Below are 15,166 nucleotides of genomic sequence, written 5' to 3' on the forward strand. Positions count from 1 at the left end.
CGCCCGTCTTCCTTCCGGATGCCGGGCGTAAGCTGGGGCCATGACTGAGGCTGTCATCGTTTCCACTGCCAGAAGTCCAATTGGGCGGGCCTTCAAAGGCTCCCTTAAGGACGAACGCCCCGACGACCTTGCTACTGCCATGGTGCAGGCCGCACTCGCCAAAGTTCCGGGTTTCGATCCTGCCGCCGAAGATGGAGGCGGCCTGGATGACATCCTCCTGGGGTGCGCCGAACCCAGCGGCGAAGCGGGCTCCAACATGGCCCGCGTCGTCGCTGTCCTTGCAGGCCTGGACCGCGTACCGGCGGCGACCATCAACCGATTCTGCGCGTCCAGCCTGCAGACTCTTCGCATGGCATTCCACGCCATCAAAGCCGGTGAAGCGAACGCGATCATCTCGGCCGGCGTGGAAAGTGTCTCGAGATACCAGAATTGGGCAGGGGCCGGGCAGACCGATGCCGGCAATCACAACCCACTCTTCGAATCAGCAGCTCAGCGGACAGCGGCCCGGGCGGCGTCGAACATTCCCTGGACGGATCCGCGGCTTGGCGGGAGGCTTCCCGATATCTATATCGCCATGGGCCAGACAGCCGAGAACGTTGCCACCAGCTATGGAATCGGCCGGGCAGAGCAGGACGAGTGGGGCGTCCTGAGCCAGAATCGCGCCGAAGCGGCCATTGCCTCGGGTTTCTACGCCCGCGAGATCACACCGTACACGCGCAAGGACGGCACCGTAGTTGACAGGGACGACTCCCCGAGGGCAGGAGTGACCCTGGAAGCCGTATCCGCCCTGCAGCCCGTTTTCCGGCCCGAAGGCACCGTGACCGCGGGCAATGCCTGCCCACTGAACGACGGCGCCGCCGCCGTCCTCGTCATGAGTGACGCCCGCGCACGCGAACTCGGACTCCAGCCGCTGGCGCGCGTTGTCTCCACCGCCGTTTCCGCCCTCTCACCCGAACTCATGGGCATGGGACCTGTTGAATCAACGCAGCGGGCATTGAAACTGGCAGGACTGACGATTGACGACATCGACCTCGTAGAGCTCAACGAAGCCTTTGCGGTCCAAGTGGTTGCGAGCGCCCGTGAACTTGGCATCGACCCACAGAAGCTCAATGTGCACGGTGGAGCCATTGCCCTGGGGCACCCCTTTGGCATGACAGGAGCGCGCATGACCACCACGCTCCTCAATGGCTTGAAGGAACGCGACGGAACCCTTGGCCTGGCCACGTTATGCGTGGGAGGCGGCCAGGGAATGGCCGTTGTTTTCGAACGCCTGAGCTGAGGCATCCCTGTTTTAAACCAGGCCCCGTTTAAAAGAATATGCCCCCGAAGTAATTTCGGGGGCATTTTTCCTGAACTCGGGCGGAGTTAGTCGTCGCCGCGCAAAATCGCCAGAAGCCGAATGATTTCGACGTAGAGCCAAACCAGGGTGACGGTCAGGCCGAAGGCAGCGACCCAGGAGTAGCGCTCAGGGGCGCCGGCACGGACGCCTTCTTCGATGCTGGTGAAGTCCATGATGAGCGAGAAGGCTGCCAGGCCAATCGCCAGGATGCCAATGAAGACACCCAGTGGGATGCCTGCAATCGTGATACTCGTGCGCAGGCCGAATGGTTCCTGAACCGCCCCGGTCCACATCATGACGAGGTTGATCAGTGCAAAGACCGCGTACCCGATGGTGGCGATCATGAAGAAGCGCACCATCTTGGGTGTGGCGCGGACCTTGCCACTCTTGAAGAGCAGCAGCGTGACGCCGAAGACGGCCAGAGTACCGATGACCGCTTGGAGGCCGACGCCAGGGAACATCCCGTCAAGAATCCGGGTCAGGCCACCGAGGAAGAGTCCCTCAAGGCCCGCATACGCCAGAATCAGTGCCGGAGAAGGCTGCTTCTTGAAGGTGTTGACCAGCGCCAGGACGAAACCGCCCAGTGCACCGACGATCATGAGCATGGTGGACAGGGCCGGCGCTACAAAGAGCGTGATGCCGGCGCCGATGACCAGGGCAACAAGGCAGGCGACGGTCTTCATGATGACGTCGTCGTAGGTCATCCGGCCGGTATCGGCGGGTCCTGCTGCAGGCTGGTTGTACATCTGCTGCAGTTGTTCGTTGGTCATGTTCTGCTGCGGGGCGGACCAAGCCGACTGGGCGTCGAGGACCTGTCCAGGCGCGCGGCCAGGTGCCTGGTTAAACTGCTGGCCGTACGGGTTGGAATACGGATTTTGCGGAACAGGCGGTGCCTGTTTGGCTCCACGGAAATTCTTTCCGTTGAAGATAGGGTTTCCGCCAAGTGCCATTGCGGGTGTCCTCCTGAAAAAGGGCTAAGTGATAATTCACGGTACCAATTACCACGCGCCCGGGGCACAGAAAGTTCCCTTGTTCACCCAGACGAAACTCAACCGTGACACGAATGTGGGAGATTGCTTGTTGCCTATAGCTTCACAGTTGTTATCCGATCGCTATCTTCTGACCTCTATGCTGTGCATTTTTTAGCCGCACTGAGCGGTAACATAGGCCACACATGGGTGACTTAGATCACAATCGAGGCAGCTAGGCAAGAACTGTGCACAAGCCCCATGACCGTTCGCACCGGCTGCAATGGCGCAGCCGGGACCACCCCCACTGTGGAGGTTTCCATTTTGAGAAGCACACTGCGCGACCCGTCCATGAGACGGTCCAAGGGACTGCAGAGAGCCGTGGGGGCGTTCTTCGCAGCCCTCATTGCCACTCTGTTGATCGCCGCCCCCGCGGCGGAGGCAACCACCCCCTCGCCTTCGCCATCCCCAACGAATTTCCAGAACAATATCAGCGGCTTCCTCCGCGACGATGCCCGTGCTCCCATACCGGGCGTGAAAATCAAGGCCTCGGGCAACGGGTTTGAGGGGGAAGCCACCTCCGGAGCCAACGGAGCCTGGAACATAGGCGTCCCCGTACAGGGCACGTACAGAGTTGAACTGGATACCTCCACCTTGCCGGAGGGCATCAAGCTTGCCGATGGCCAGGAGAATCCCCGCGACGTCACGTTCAACCAGACCTCCAACCTGTCTGTGATCTTCGCGTTCGGCAAAGGCATCGTCCTCCAGCAACAGGACTTCGGCCAAAACCTCCTCAACCGGCTGGTTGCAGGACTGAGCTTCGGTCTGCTGCTGGCACTTGCCTCCGTGGGCTTGTCCCTCATCTTCGGTACCACAGGCCTTACCAACTTCGCCCACGGCGAGATGGTGACCATGGGTGCTGTGCTCGTCTTCATGTTCAACGGTTTTGGTTTGCCGTTCTGGCTGGCCATCCTGCTTTCGCTGATTGGCGGCGGGCTCTTCGGCTACGTCCAGGATGCCGGGCTCTGGCGGCCACTGAGGCGGCGCGGCTCGGGCTTGGTCCCCATGATGATTGTCAGCATCGGCTTGGCACTGGCCATCCGCTACGTGATCCAGTTCTTCTTTGGCGGTGCCACCCAACAGCTGCCCGGAGCCCAAAGCGCTGAGGTCCAGATCGGGCCCATCTCCATCTCTCCGAACAACCTGTGGTCCCTGTTGATCAGCGCCGTGGTGATTGCCCTGATCGGCATCATCCTGCTGAAGACCCGCCTTGGTAAAGCAACCCGTGCGGTGGCAGACAATCCTGCTCTGGCGGCTGCTTCGGGCATTGACGTCGACTCGGTCATCCGGCTCGTATGGATCGTCGGCGGCGTCCTCGCTTCCCTCGGTGGCATCCTGTGGGCTTACTACCGGCCCGGCGTGACGTTCGACATGGGCTCGCAAATCCTGCTGCTCATCTTCGCCGGCGTGACGCTCGGTGGCCTGGGAACCGTCTTCGGTGCCCTGATCGGCTCTATCGTCGTCGGTATCTTCGTGGAGCTGACCACCGTCTTTGGCCTCCCCGCCGACCTCAAGTACGTTGGCGCTTTGTTCATCATGATTGTTGTTCTTCTGTTCCGACCGCAGGGTATCCTCGGCCGGCGTGAGCGTGTGGGTTAGGAGCGGGCCATGGACTTCGGATTTATTCTTTCCAGCGCCCTTGGCGAATTGTTCAGCCCGACGACGGCGGCCTACGCACTTGCTGCTTTGGGCCTCGCCGTCCACTTCGGCTACTCAGGCCTGTTGAACTTCGGCCAGGCCGGATTCATGGCAGTGGGAGCCTACGGTTTCGCCATCTCCACTTTGACCTTCAAGACGCCGTTCTTCATCGGGCTCCTTATCGCGGTCCTGTGTTCGGTGATCTTCGCGTTCATCCTGGGTATTCCGACACTGCGCTTGAGGGCGGACTACCTCGCTATCGTCACGATCGCAGCAGCGGAAATTGTGCGCTACGTCGTCACTACCAACCAGCTCACCGGCGTTACGGGTTCGGCAAACGGACTGGCTGCGTTCGAGGGTGGTTTCTACTCCATGAATCCCTTCCCCGAGGGGTCCTACATGGGCATGAACAACCGTGACTTCTTCATCCGCGTTGTTGGTTGGGGCTTGGTCATTATCTGCTGCCTGCTGGTCTGGCTGCTGATGCGCAGCCCTTGGGGCCGCGTCCTGAAGGGCATCCGCGAGGACGAGAACGCTGTTCGGTCACTCGGCAAGAATGTCTACTCCTACAAGATGCAGGCCCTCATTATTGGCGGCATCCTGGGTGCCCTTGCAGGCATGATCTTCACCCTCCCCCGCGGCGCCGTCCAACCATCCAACTACGGCACAGAGCTCACGTTCTTCCTCTGGACCTGTCTCCTGCTCGGTGGCATGGCAACCGTCCTGGGCCCGGTGATTGGAGCCATGATCTTCTGGGTAGTGCTCTCGCTGACGCAGAGCCTGCTTTATGGGCTCATCGAATCCGGAGTCATCACTTGGCTGACCACCGTTCAGGCCGGCCAGCTGCGTTACATCCTTGTTGGTGTGGCACTGATGCTCCTGATGATCTTCCGCCCGCAAGGCGTCTTCGGCAATAAGAAGGAGCTTGCTTTCGCATGAGTGAGACAAACGAACCAAACAGCAACAACCCAGGCAACCCGGCTACCCCTTCCGGCAGTGGTAGTTCTGCCCACCGCGCCGTCCCAAGCGACGAGGCAGGCATCGACTACATGACCGATTCGCGCCCCATTGCGGTCGGGGAAAATACCCCGGGCTGCAAGAAGCGCGATCCGATCGTCGTGGCCGAAGACGTCACCCGCTCCTTCGGCGGCATCAACGCAGTGGACGTGGAATACCTGGAGATCCCCCGCCACAAGATCACTGCATTGATTGGGCCAAACGGTGCCGGCAAGACAACCCTGTTCAACTTGCTCACCGGCTTCGACACGCCAAACACGGGCAAGTGGCAGTTCGAAGGAAACAGCATTGCCGGCGTCTCGTCCTACAAAGTGGCGCGTATGGGCATGGTGCGGACATTCCAGCTGACCAAGGTCATGGGCAAGCTGACAGTCATGGAAAACATGCGGCTCGGTGCAGCAGACCAGCCGGGCGAGCGTCTTTCCAAGGCTCTGTTCAAGGGCATCTGGGGTGGTCGCGAGAAGGAGATCACGGCACAGGCACACGTGCTCTTGGAGAAGTTCAAGCTGGACACCAAGAAGGATGACTACGCCGCTTCCCTCTCCGGCGGCCAGCGTAAGCTCCTGGAGATGGCACGATCCCTGATGGTGAGGCCCAAGCTCGTCATGCTCGACGAGCCCATGGCCGGCGTGAACCCGGCACTCACCCAGTCCCTCCTGGACCACATCAAGAACCTCAAGGCTGAAGGCATGACGGTCCTGTTCGTCGAGCACGACATGAATATGGTGCGCCACATCGCAGACTGGGTAGTAGTCATGGCAGAAGGAAAGATCGTGGCCGAAGGCCCTCCCGGGGAAGTCATGAAGAACCCTGCCGTGATCGATGCTTACCTTGGCGCACACCACGACGTTGACCTCGGCGACGCTGAAGGGATCAAGGTGCTCGAGGCAGAACTTGAGGCCGACGAAGAGTCGGTGGTGGGAACCGAAGACGCGGGCATCCTGTCCGACATCGTAGAAACCAAGAAGGAGGACGGGAAATGAGCAGCACCAGCGCAATGCCCGCCTCGGCAGATGCCCCGGCCAGCGATTCCGTCGTCAAAGTCACCAACCTGGTGGCGGGCTACATTCCCGGCGTCAATATCCTCAACGGTTGCTCCATCGAGGCCCGCAAGGGTGAATTGATCGGCATTATTGGGCCCAACGGCGCCGGTAAGTCCACCCTGCTGAAGGCCATGTTCGGCCTGGTCAAGGTCCACTCCGGCACTGTAATAGTCCGGGGTCAGGATCTCACCGGTTTGAAGGCCAACAAGCTTGTCACACAGGGCGTCGGCTTTGTCCCGCAGACCAACAACGTCTTCGCCACCCTCACCATCGAAGAGAACCTCCAGATGGGCATGTTCCAGCGGCCCAAGGCGTTCGCCGAGCGCTTCGACTTCGTCGCCAGCCTCTTCCCCGAACTGGCCAAGCGACGTGCCCAGCGAGCCGGTTCCCTCTCAGGAGGTGAACGTCAGATGGTAGCGATGGGGCGTGCACTCATGATGGACCCCGCGGTACTCCTGCTCGATGAGCCATCGGCAGGCCTCTCCCCCGTCAAGCAGGACGAGACCTTCCTTCGGGTCCACGAGATCAACCGCGCCGGCGTCTCAGTCATCATGGTGGAACAGAACACCCGCCGTTGCCTGCAGATCTGCGACCGCGGCTACGTCCTGGACCAAGGGAAGGACGCCTACACAGGCACTGGACGCGAGCTCATGAAGGACCCCAAGGTTATCCAGCTGTACCTGGGAACCCTGGCCGACGAGGTCTAGCAGCCGCATCACACACGCAAGGAGGGCCCTGGGTATACCCAGGGCCCTCCTTGCGTCTCGGCTCCGCAACACGCCCGTTGCCAGGCCCGCTCTGCGCCCCAGAACCACCCCCAGCCACGCACACCAGGCCCACAACACCCCCGGCGCCGGAGCCGAAAACGAAACAGAACAGGTCCCCTTCCTGGAGAGGAAGGGGACCTGTTCTGTTTGCGGTCTAGTCGGGGTTTGGCTTAGAGCTTGCCGAACTCTTCACGGACCGGCTTGTAGGTGTTGTTGTCCTGGTATTCGTAGATACCGATGTACGCCTCAGTGGGGTCACCGGCGTCGGAGAACGTTACCGGACCCGACTGGCCGTCGTAGTCGATGTCCTTGCCCTGGCGAAGCAGGGTTACGCAGGAGGGGAAGTCGGTGCACTTCTCGCCGCCTTGAGAGACGTCCTTCAGCTTGGCTGCAATGTCCGTGCCCTTGGTGCTCTTAGCCGCTTCAGAGGCCAGCGCGATCAGGTTCACGGCGTCGTAGGACTCACCTGCGTAGCTGTAGTCCTTCAGTGCAGGATCGATGGCGAGGAGCTTCTGCTTGAAGGCGTCCTTGGCGAACGTACCGGGGATGGTTCCCTGTGCGCCCTTCAAGGTGCCGGCCTGGAAGTCCTTGCTGTAATCCGAGGTGTTGCCGTCAACCATGAACAGCTGCGTGGGCTTGATTCCCTTGCCGGTGATCAGGGGGACGATGCTCTTTGCCTGGTCGAAGGTGATCAATGCGATGGCGTCGGGCTTGGCGGCGATGACCTTGTCCACCTGGCTGCTGAACTGCGAGTCACCTTCGTTGAAGAGTTCCTCGGCCACAACCTTGCCGCCAGCGGCTTCGAAGGCTGCCTTGACGTTCTTCTGCAGCCCGGTGCCGTAGGCGTCGTTGAGGACGATCATGCCCACAGTCTGGGCGCCACAGGTAGCCATGTAGTTGCCCAGGACCTTACCCTGCAGGACGTCAGAGGGGGCGGTACGCCAGTACAGGCCCTTGTCGTCCCACGTGGTGAAGTCAGGGGATGTGTTCGCAGGTGAGAACTGGATGACTCCAGCGCCTGTGATCTGGTTGATGACCGTCTTGGAAACACCGGACGAAGCTGCACCAATAACTGCGCTTACGCCCTGGCCCAGGAGGGCCGTGGTGGACTGGGTTGCGATGTCGGTCTTGGTGTCACCAGAGTCACGGTGCACCACCGAAACGGGAGCGCCCAAGACGCCACCAGCATCATTGACTTCCTTGATACCGAGGTTGACGCCGGCAATTTCCGGTGGGCCGAGGAACGCGAGCGACCCCGTTGTCGGCAGAAGCGATCCAAGTTTCAGAGGAGTGGCGGTAGTGGTGGTCGAGGGAGGTACGGGTCCCGTATTGGTAGCAGCCTGGCTGTTGCCGGCTCCCGCCCCTGCACTCGGAGCCGGGCAGGAGATGCCTGCGGCGGCGGCGGAACTGGACCCGGTCTGGCTCGGTGTGGAGGACCCACCACAAGCTGTGGCCAGGAGGGCAACCCCAATGCCAAGCGCTGTAAGCTTGGCGGCTCGGGGCGCCGCTTGGGAAAGATCAAACATTCGTTGTCTCCTCGATCGAAAGGTGCGAACTGCCTTTGATGCGATAACTCAGGTGTTCCTGATTAAGACTCAAACTAGTGCAATTGATCCGCGAAGATAAGTGATTCAGGTCACATCCCTATAACACTCGTTGCCTGTGGGGAATCTACGAGCCTGCTGGGAAAAGTCTCTGAAGAAGGGCCGACAAATGGAAGGGGAGGAAACGTCCTCCCCTTCCGGTCTGTGCCCCAGGTGGGACTCGAACCCACAACACGCGGATTTTAAGTCCGCTGCCTCTGCCAATTGGGCTACTGGGGCGCCCGCACCATGGTATCCCAGCTAGACGGGTATCCCAGTTACACGCGTTCGAATGGCGCCGCGTAGCGAAAGGTCCCCCGAACGCCGTCGGGCCATGCTGGAAGCGGCAGCAGCTGGAAGTGATCACCCCAGGCAGGCTCGGGCGGTTCCACGCCCAAGGAGGTGGCCGGCACGTAGCCGAAGCGCGGGTAATAGAGCGGGCTGCCTAACAGAGCTATCGCAGGCTCTCCTGCTGCCGTGGCGCGCGCTGCGGTCTCACGCATGAGGGCCGAGCCAACGCCGCGTCGCTGAAACTGGGGAAGCACGCCGATGGGACCCAACCCCACGAGTTCCAGGTCGCCAATCCAGCCGCGGGTGCTGATGGCGTGGCCAACAATGTCCCCGCCGATCTCAGCCACGATGCTCAACTCTGGAATGTACTCGTCGCACTCGAAAAGCTCGCGCAGCAAACCAACTTCCGAAGGGGTCCCCTCAACCGGCTCACCGGTCACGGGAGACACTGAAAAAGCCCGTGCCGCCAGCTCAAGGATTTCAGGGCGGTCTTCTGGCCGCTCAGTCCGCAGTACCACTCCCCGGGCCAGCAAACGCAACACGTCCAGCGCGCGGTCGGCCTCCGCCACGGGAACCAGCAAGTGGTCATGATGAAAGCCAGCCAGGACGTTGCAGCTGATGCCTGCATGCGTCAGCGCCGCACTCACTGCGGCCGTCAATCCCACCGCTTCCAACGCGGAATGAATCTGGAGCGTGATCCAGGCGGCCACGAAATCGTAAGCGAGGCCAAGCCTGTCCGCCTCGTCCCGTCGAAGGACCACAGTCAAACCTTCGGCCTCCCGGACGGCGGCCTCGATGCCGCCTTCCAGCGGCTTGCCATGCGGCCAGAGAGCGTACACGTAGTCACCATCCCTGATGACAGGATGCAGTGACTCCAGAAGGGTCTTCAGATCAGTTTCGCCAGGCATGGCAACAGCTTAAACGACGACGGCCACTCCCCTCAGGGGAGCAGCCGTCGTCGAACGTGTACTACTTGGCGTCAGCCGATACCGGAGTCTTGTCCTCGGCAGGCTTTTCCGCAACAACAGGTGCGGGGGCAGGTGCAGCAGCCGGCTTGGGGGCCGGGGTTGCAGCTGCAACGAATGCGCCACGCGGGTTGTCCAGGTCAATCAGCTGCGTGGTGTCGCGGCCTGCGAAGAAGGCCAGGATCCAGCCGAAGATCACGCGGAACTTGCGCTCAACCGTGGGCATGGCCATGCCGTGGTAACCACGGTGTGCCAGCCAGGCGAGGCCGCCCTTGAGGCCGATGCGGCCCAGCAGGTTGATGTTGGCAACGCCCTTCCACTCGCCGAAGCCAGCCACAGCACCAAGGTTCTTGTGCTTGTAGTCGTGCAGCGGCTTGTCCCAGCGGGAAGCCCAGAGGTTCTTGGCGAGCTTCTTCGCCTGGCGGAGTGCGTGCTGGGCGTTCGGGACGCAAGTACCGTCCGGCAGGCCTTTGCCCGTGAGGTCCGGAACAGCGGCGATGTCGCCGGCGGCCCAAGCGTTCTCGACAATGCCTTCGTCGCCGGCAATACGGAGGTCCGGGAGGACGCGGACACGGCCGCGCGGTTCCAGCGGGAAGTCGGTGGAGCGAATCATCGGGTTGGCCTGCACACCGGCAGCCCACACGAGGGTGTCAGCTTCAACTTCACCAGCGGACGTCTTGTCCGGGAGGTTGATCAGCTTGAGGTTGCCCTCAGCGCTGTCCAGGGAGGTGTTGAGGAGAACCTCGATATCGCGGCTACGCAGGTGCTCTACAACCCACTCGGCCTGGGATGCGGTGACCTCGGGCATGATGCGGCCCATGGCCTCGACGAGGATGAAGCGGACTTCTTCCTGGCGGACACGCGGGTTGTTCTTGACCGCGGCGCGGGCGAGGTCTTCCATTTCGGTGAGGCATTCGATGCCGGCAAAACCGCCACCGACTACGACGAAGGTAAGGGCCTTGGCGCGCTCTGCGGGGTCCGTCATGGTGGAAGCGGCTTCAATGCGCTCCAGCACCTTGTTGCGCAGTGCTACGGCTTCCTCAATGGTCTTCAGGCCGATGCCCTTGTCAGCGAGGCCCTTGATGGGGAAGGTGCGGGTGATGGCACCAGCTGCGATGACGACGTCGAAGTACGGAATCTCGAACGGAGCCTCACCATTGGCAGGAGCCACCACCGCGGTGCGGTTTGCGTGGTCGATGCTGGTGACGCGGCCCTGGATGAGCTCCGTCTGCTTGAGGTGCTGACGGTGGGAGACGACGGCGTGGCGTGCCTCGATGTTGCCACCAGCGACCTCGGGGAGGAACGGCTGGTAAGTCATGTAAGGCAGTGGATCTACGACGGTGACGATGCCACCAGCATTCGCGATCTTCTTCTGCAATTTAAGGGCTACGTACAGGCCGACGTAGCCGCCGCCGACGACGAGAACCCGGGGACGGTCAATGAGCTCTGGGGTGGTTGCCATGAAACCAGAGTACAGCACTTTGTGAAAATCTTCACTAGCTACTTCCGGGTGGGTGGATCCACCGCTTCCAGCGCTCCGGTTTCGGCCTCTTCTGCAGCGGCGGGCGGGCTTTTGGCCACCCTGCGCAGCTGGATGGATGCGCCCACGACGATCACCGCGAAAATGCCTCCGAATCCGAGCACGACGGCGGCAGGAAGGGCGTCATCCACGTGCGCCGGAGTGGCGGCCACAGGAACGGTTGGATCTGCCAGAGTAGGTGCCGCGCTTGTAGGACTGGCCACAGGGGCTTCGGAGGGGGTGCTGAAGTCGCCTCGCCGGTGGACACGGATCCAGTCCGCGATCGATCCGAGCGGATTGGTGCTTGTGGTCTCTACCTCCTCCTTCAGCGCTGCCTCTGCGTTGAGCACTCCGTAACCATAAAGGGGGTCCTTGCCAGGGGCACCGGCGTCCTTGGCCGTGCTCACAATCCTGTTGATGACCTGCTTCGCACTCATGTCAGGCCACTTGGACCGGATGAGTGCGGCCACGCCGGAAACGATGGGGGCGGACCCCGAAGTTCCAGCCCATTGGGCGTATCCGCCCCCGGGAAGGCCGCCAAGGAGGTTTTCTGCCGGCGCCGCAACGCCGATGCTGATCCCCTGCGAGGAGGAGTCGACGCTGGCCTGGCCATCGCCGTCGAGCCCTGCCACTGTGAGCACACCGGGAATGGTGGCAGGAGCTCCAACCTGCACGTTGCCACCCACCCGGTTGCCCGCGGCGGCGACGATCACCACATCCTTTTGCTCGGCATACAGGAAGGCAGCATCCCAACTTTGCGGCCAAACCGGTGAGGTGCTGCCCAGGGAAATATTGATGACCTTTGCGCCATTGTCCACGGCCCAGCGCACGGCGTCAGGAATCTGCTCCTGGTCCGTCTTGCCTCCGGGGTTCGGTGAACCCAGCCAGGTGGACACTGCCAGGATTTCCGCTTCAGGCGCGACGCCGATGATCCCGTCCGGTCCCCCGGCAGGCGGAACGGTGGGCGAGGCTGAGGGCGACGGGGAAGCTGTGGGCGTGGCGTGTCCGCGCCCGGCCAGCATGGTGGCCACAAGGGTCCCGTGCTCCGTCTTGGCGCCTATGCTTTTCTGTCCGTTGGGCGCTCCAGCTCCGGAAACGTCCGTTCCGCCCACCACGACGCCCTTCAGGTCAGGGTGGTTTCCGTCAATGCCGCTATCGATGATGGCGACCTTGACTCCAGCTCCCTTGGAAACCTGCCAGGCATTCGTGATTCCCGATTCCTTGAGCCAGAACTCCTTGTCCCGCCAGGCGTCCGCCATCGCTGGCGGCGCAGTCAATAGCGCACCGGCGAGTGCTCCCCCGGCCAGCATCGTGGCCAGGGCAACAGAAAGCAGGCGCTGGCATCGCAGGGTCATGCGGAGTCCCGGATACTCAGGGCAATCCCGTCCAGGATGTCGTGCTCGCTGGAAATTGCACCGCTGATGGCACCGTTACCCACGGTGGCAAGCCTTTCCAGGATTCGCCGCCACACCAGGGCTCCAGCTCCAATGACGTCCACGCGGCCTGGATGCATGTAGGGAAGAACAGCCCGTTCGGCGCGGGTCATCTCCAGCAGGCTGGTGCACGCGTCGCTGATGGTTTCAATATCGAGGTAGGCACCGTGGATCCGGTCCGGCTGGTACTCGCTCAGGCCCAGGGCGTGCGCAGTGATGGTGGTGATGGAACCCGCGACGCCAACCACGGCCGTGGCTCGGTCAAGCGGAACTGTCTGGGCGGCAAGGTCAAGTGCGGCATCGACGTCGGCCTCTGCCGCTGCAATCTGCGCCGCCGTAGGCGGGTCGCTGCGAAGGTGGCGTTCCGTCAGCCGAACACAGCCAATGTCCACGGAACGCGCGGCAATCACGCCATTGGCGTCGCCCAGGACGAATTCGGTGCTGCCGCCACCAAGGTCAACCACCAGGACAGCGTCATCCCCTGTGACCGGCAAAACACTGCTGGCACCTGCGAAGGACAGTGCAGCTTCCTCATCACCTGAGATAACTTCAGGCTCCACACCCAGAAGCTCCCGGATTCCGTCAACGAAAACCTGGCGGTTCCGGGCGTCGCGGGTGGCCGAGGTGGCGGCAAAGCGAACGCGCGTGGCACCGTGTTCACGGATTAGCGCTGCATAGTCAGCCGTGGCGGAGAAGGTGCGTTCCAAGGCCTCCGGAGCAAGTTCTCCGGTGGCATCCACGCCCTGCCCCAGCCGGACCACGCGCATTTCACGCACGACGTCGGTCAGCGGCCCTGGCGCCCCGTTCGCCGAGGCGTCGGCAATGAGGAGGCGGATGGAGTTGGTTCCGCAGTCAATGGCGGCGACGCGGCTCATGCGTCCTCCACCAATTCGCTGCCGGACCCGGCCTTGGGCTTTCGGACTGGCGCCGGACGCCCCACGATGTCAGGCAATCCTTGAGGACCGTGACGGCTCAGGTCCCTCGAGGGAGCCTCGCCTGCAGTGTCCCAGGCGCCATCGCAGTAGCAGCGGTCCTTGGTCCACCACTCTGCGATTGCGTCCAAGGCTTCGTCACCCAGCGGGTTGACCCCGGGACCGGCAGCCAGCGAGTGGCCAACCAGGACGTGCAAGCACTTAACGCGGGTGGGCATGCCGCCGGCGGAGATACCATCGATTTCCGGCACGGCCCCCGTCCCGGAACGTCCAGCGATCTCATTGCGTGCCTGCAGATAGGCCTCGTGCGCCCCATGATAAGCGTCCGCAAGTTCCTGATCCGCCGTAAGCCGATCATTCATCTCATTCATCAACCCGCCGGCTTCCAGCCGCGACACGGCGGACGTGATGACCGGGTGGGTGAGGTAGAACGTGGTGGGAAATGGAGTCCCGTTGCTGAGCCGGGGCGCGGTGGCCGCTACGAGCGGATTCCCACAAACACAGCGCGCGGGAATTTCCACCACGTCCCGCACCGGCCTGCCCAGCTGGCGGCTGAGGACATCGAGGTCATGTGCTGATGGCTGGCGGGATTCCTGCGGCACGGCTGCCGTGTTCTCTTCCACTTGCGCTGCCAACCTTCCTGCCCTTTTGGCCATGTCCCAGTAGGACACGACGGCGGCGGGCACCGCGTCTAGTCTGTTGCCGATCGTCTGATTGACTCCCAGAGCGCATCCACCCAGGGCAGGTTTGCCGGGTTTGCGGATGATCCGGAGCCGGTGCGGCCCCCAGGGGTACCGGCGGCTTCTTCCCCGCCAAATACCCAGTAACCCGTTTCACCCGGCATAACCATGTTAATGCGGTCGCGGGCCTGTTGTTTCACGTAGTTGGGATCCTGCCACCGGGAGAGCTGCTTGTTCAGCTCCGCCTGCTCTGCCTCCTTGCTGGCGATCTCAGCCTCCAGGGCCGAGATTTCAGCGCGCTTCTCCAAGAAAATCCGGACCGTGGGCGCCAGCATGATAGTGATGGCAATCATGACCACAGCCAGCGCGAGCATCCTGCCCGAGAACGCCTTGGCAGGTACAGGATCGAGGTCCTGGGCTTCACGGGCACCGTTGCCGGAGGCTTTGTCTGAAGCTTTCGTGGACGCGGCTTTCGTGGAAGCGGCGGGGCTGGTCTTGGTGGACGCTCCCTTGGCGCTGCCCGCGGTCTTGGTGGCTGGGCTCTTGGTACTGCCTGCCGTCCTGGCACTGCCGGAGGGCTTGGGAGCCGAGGGCTTTCTGGTGCCCGTTGCCGGCGTCGAGGATTCCGCAGAGCCGCGGGAGGCGCCGAACTCGGCCTCGATGACGTCTCCGCCAGCAGGGCCTGCGCTGTTTGGCTTGCCCGCCGTAGTGGGCCGTGCCGGACCGTTGGCCGTGCCTGCGCTGTTTGGCCTTCCTGCGCTGTTTGGCCTGCCGAGGGCGTCGGCCCTGGGAACCTTTGGACGACGGGTGGCCATGACACTCCTGTAATGCCCGGTGCTTGCCTGGCGGGTTGCTGCGCTTGCCCTGCGCGTAACGTACGTGTGCGGAACTTGCGTAGGTCCTGCTGTGCCCGCGGCTCCGCAGGCAAGCG

General features: G+C 62.4%; 13 protein-coding genes and 1 tRNA gene. 5 read left to right on the plus strand and 9 right to left on the minus strand.

Annotated features, from left to right (window positions below):
• Positions 1-40 precede the first annotated feature (40 nt).
• On the plus strand, positions 41-1,279 hold the full coding sequence (locus ACTAQJ_RS10030; RefSeq protein ID WP_498701884.1) for an acetyl-CoA C-acetyltransferase: 1,239 nt from the start codon (positions 41-43) through the stop codon (positions 1,277-1,279).
• Positions 1,280-1,365: 86 nt separating this feature from the next.
• Here the strand turns inward: ACTAQJ_RS10030 and ACTAQJ_RS10035 are convergent, their stop codons facing one another.
• On the minus strand, positions 1,366-2,289 hold the full coding sequence (locus ACTAQJ_RS10035; RefSeq protein ID WP_498701885.1) for a Bax inhibitor-1/YccA family protein: 924 nt from the start codon (positions 2,287-2,289) through the stop codon (positions 1,366-1,368).
• Positions 2,290-2,568: 279 nt separating this feature from the next.
• On the opposite strand from ACTAQJ_RS10035, the gene ACTAQJ_RS10040 reads away from it, so the two are divergent.
• From ACTAQJ_RS10040 to ACTAQJ_RS10055, 4 genes are read left to right on the plus strand one after another with little or no spacing between them, the layout of a single operon-like run.
• Entirely contained in the window at positions 2,569-3,966 is a 1,398-nt protein-coding gene (locus tag ACTAQJ_RS10040; protein ID WP_431119037.1) for a branched-chain amino acid ABC transporter permease, read from the plus strand.
• Between the two features lie 9 nt (positions 3,967-3,975).
• The gene (locus ACTAQJ_RS10045; RefSeq protein ID WP_431119035.1) at positions 3,976-4,944 is read left to right on the plus strand and encodes a branched-chain amino acid ABC transporter permease; all 969 of its coding nucleotides are present in this window, start codon (positions 3,976-3,978) and stop codon (positions 4,942-4,944) included.
• Entirely contained in the window at positions 4,941-6,005 is a 1,065-nt protein-coding gene (locus ACTAQJ_RS10050) for an ABC transporter ATP-binding protein (protein WP_498701886.1), read from the plus strand. The genes ACTAQJ_RS10045 and ACTAQJ_RS10050 overlap by 4 nt, the downstream gene beginning before the upstream one ends.
• Positions 6,002-6,772 carry an ABC transporter ATP-binding protein gene (locus ACTAQJ_RS10055; RefSeq protein WP_498701887.1) on the plus strand — a complete coding sequence of 257 codons (771 nt, stop codon included), beginning with the start codon at positions 6,002-6,004 and terminating at the stop codon, positions 6,770-6,772. The genes ACTAQJ_RS10050 and ACTAQJ_RS10055 overlap by 4 nt, the downstream gene beginning before the upstream one ends.
• Before the next feature lie 230 nt (positions 6,773-7,002).
• On the opposite strand, the gene ACTAQJ_RS10060 is transcribed toward ACTAQJ_RS10055, so the two are convergent.
• The 8 genes from ACTAQJ_RS10060 to ACTAQJ_RS10095 all read right to left on the minus strand — a co-directional run bounded on the left by ACTAQJ_RS10060 (position 7,003) and on the right by ACTAQJ_RS10095 (position 15,050).
• Positions 7,003-8,358, minus strand: a complete 1,356-nt coding sequence (locus tag ACTAQJ_RS10060; protein WP_431119030.1) for an ABC transporter substrate-binding protein — start codon at positions 8,356-8,358, stop codon at positions 7,003-7,005.
• Positions 8,359-8,581: 223 nt separating this feature from the next.
• Positions 8,582-8,655 (minus strand) — tRNA-Leu (locus ACTAQJ_RS10065).
• Between the two features lie 38 nt (positions 8,656-8,693).
• The gene (locus ACTAQJ_RS10070; RefSeq protein WP_498701889.1) at positions 8,694-9,614 is read right to left on the minus strand and encodes an N-acetyltransferase; all 921 of its coding nucleotides are present in this window, start codon (positions 9,612-9,614) and stop codon (positions 8,694-8,696) included.
• Positions 9,615-9,675: 61 nt separating this feature from the next.
• Complete coding sequence (locus ACTAQJ_RS10075; protein ID WP_223948358.1) at positions 9,676-11,133, minus strand: NAD(P)/FAD-dependent oxidoreductase; 1,458 nt, start codon at positions 11,131-11,133, stop codon at positions 9,676-9,678.
• 38 nt (positions 11,134-11,171) lie between these two features.
• Positions 11,172-12,545, minus strand: a complete 1,374-nt coding sequence (locus ACTAQJ_RS10080) for a S8 family serine peptidase (RefSeq protein WP_498701890.1) — start codon at positions 12,543-12,545, stop codon at positions 11,172-11,174.
• Complete coding sequence (locus tag ACTAQJ_RS10085) at positions 12,542-13,498, minus strand: Ppx/GppA phosphatase family protein (RefSeq protein WP_498701891.1); 957 nt, start codon at positions 13,496-13,498, stop codon at positions 12,542-12,544. Before ACTAQJ_RS10085 ends, ACTAQJ_RS10080 begins: the two co-directional genes overlap by 4 nt.
• Positions 13,495-14,178, minus strand: a complete 684-nt coding sequence (locus tag ACTAQJ_RS10090) for a DUF501 domain-containing protein (RefSeq protein ID WP_477515368.1) — start codon at positions 14,176-14,178, stop codon at positions 13,495-13,497. Before ACTAQJ_RS10090 ends, ACTAQJ_RS10085 begins: the two co-directional genes overlap by 4 nt.
• 68 nt (positions 14,179-14,246) lie before the next feature.
• The gene (locus tag ACTAQJ_RS10095; RefSeq protein WP_498701892.1) at positions 14,247-15,050 is read right to left on the minus strand and encodes an FtsB family cell division protein; all 804 of its coding nucleotides are present in this window, start codon (positions 15,048-15,050) and stop codon (positions 14,247-14,249) included.
• Positions 15,051-15,166 lie beyond the last annotated feature (116 nt).

The sequence above is a fragment of the Arthrobacter sp. alpha11c genome (assembly GCF_054149985.1).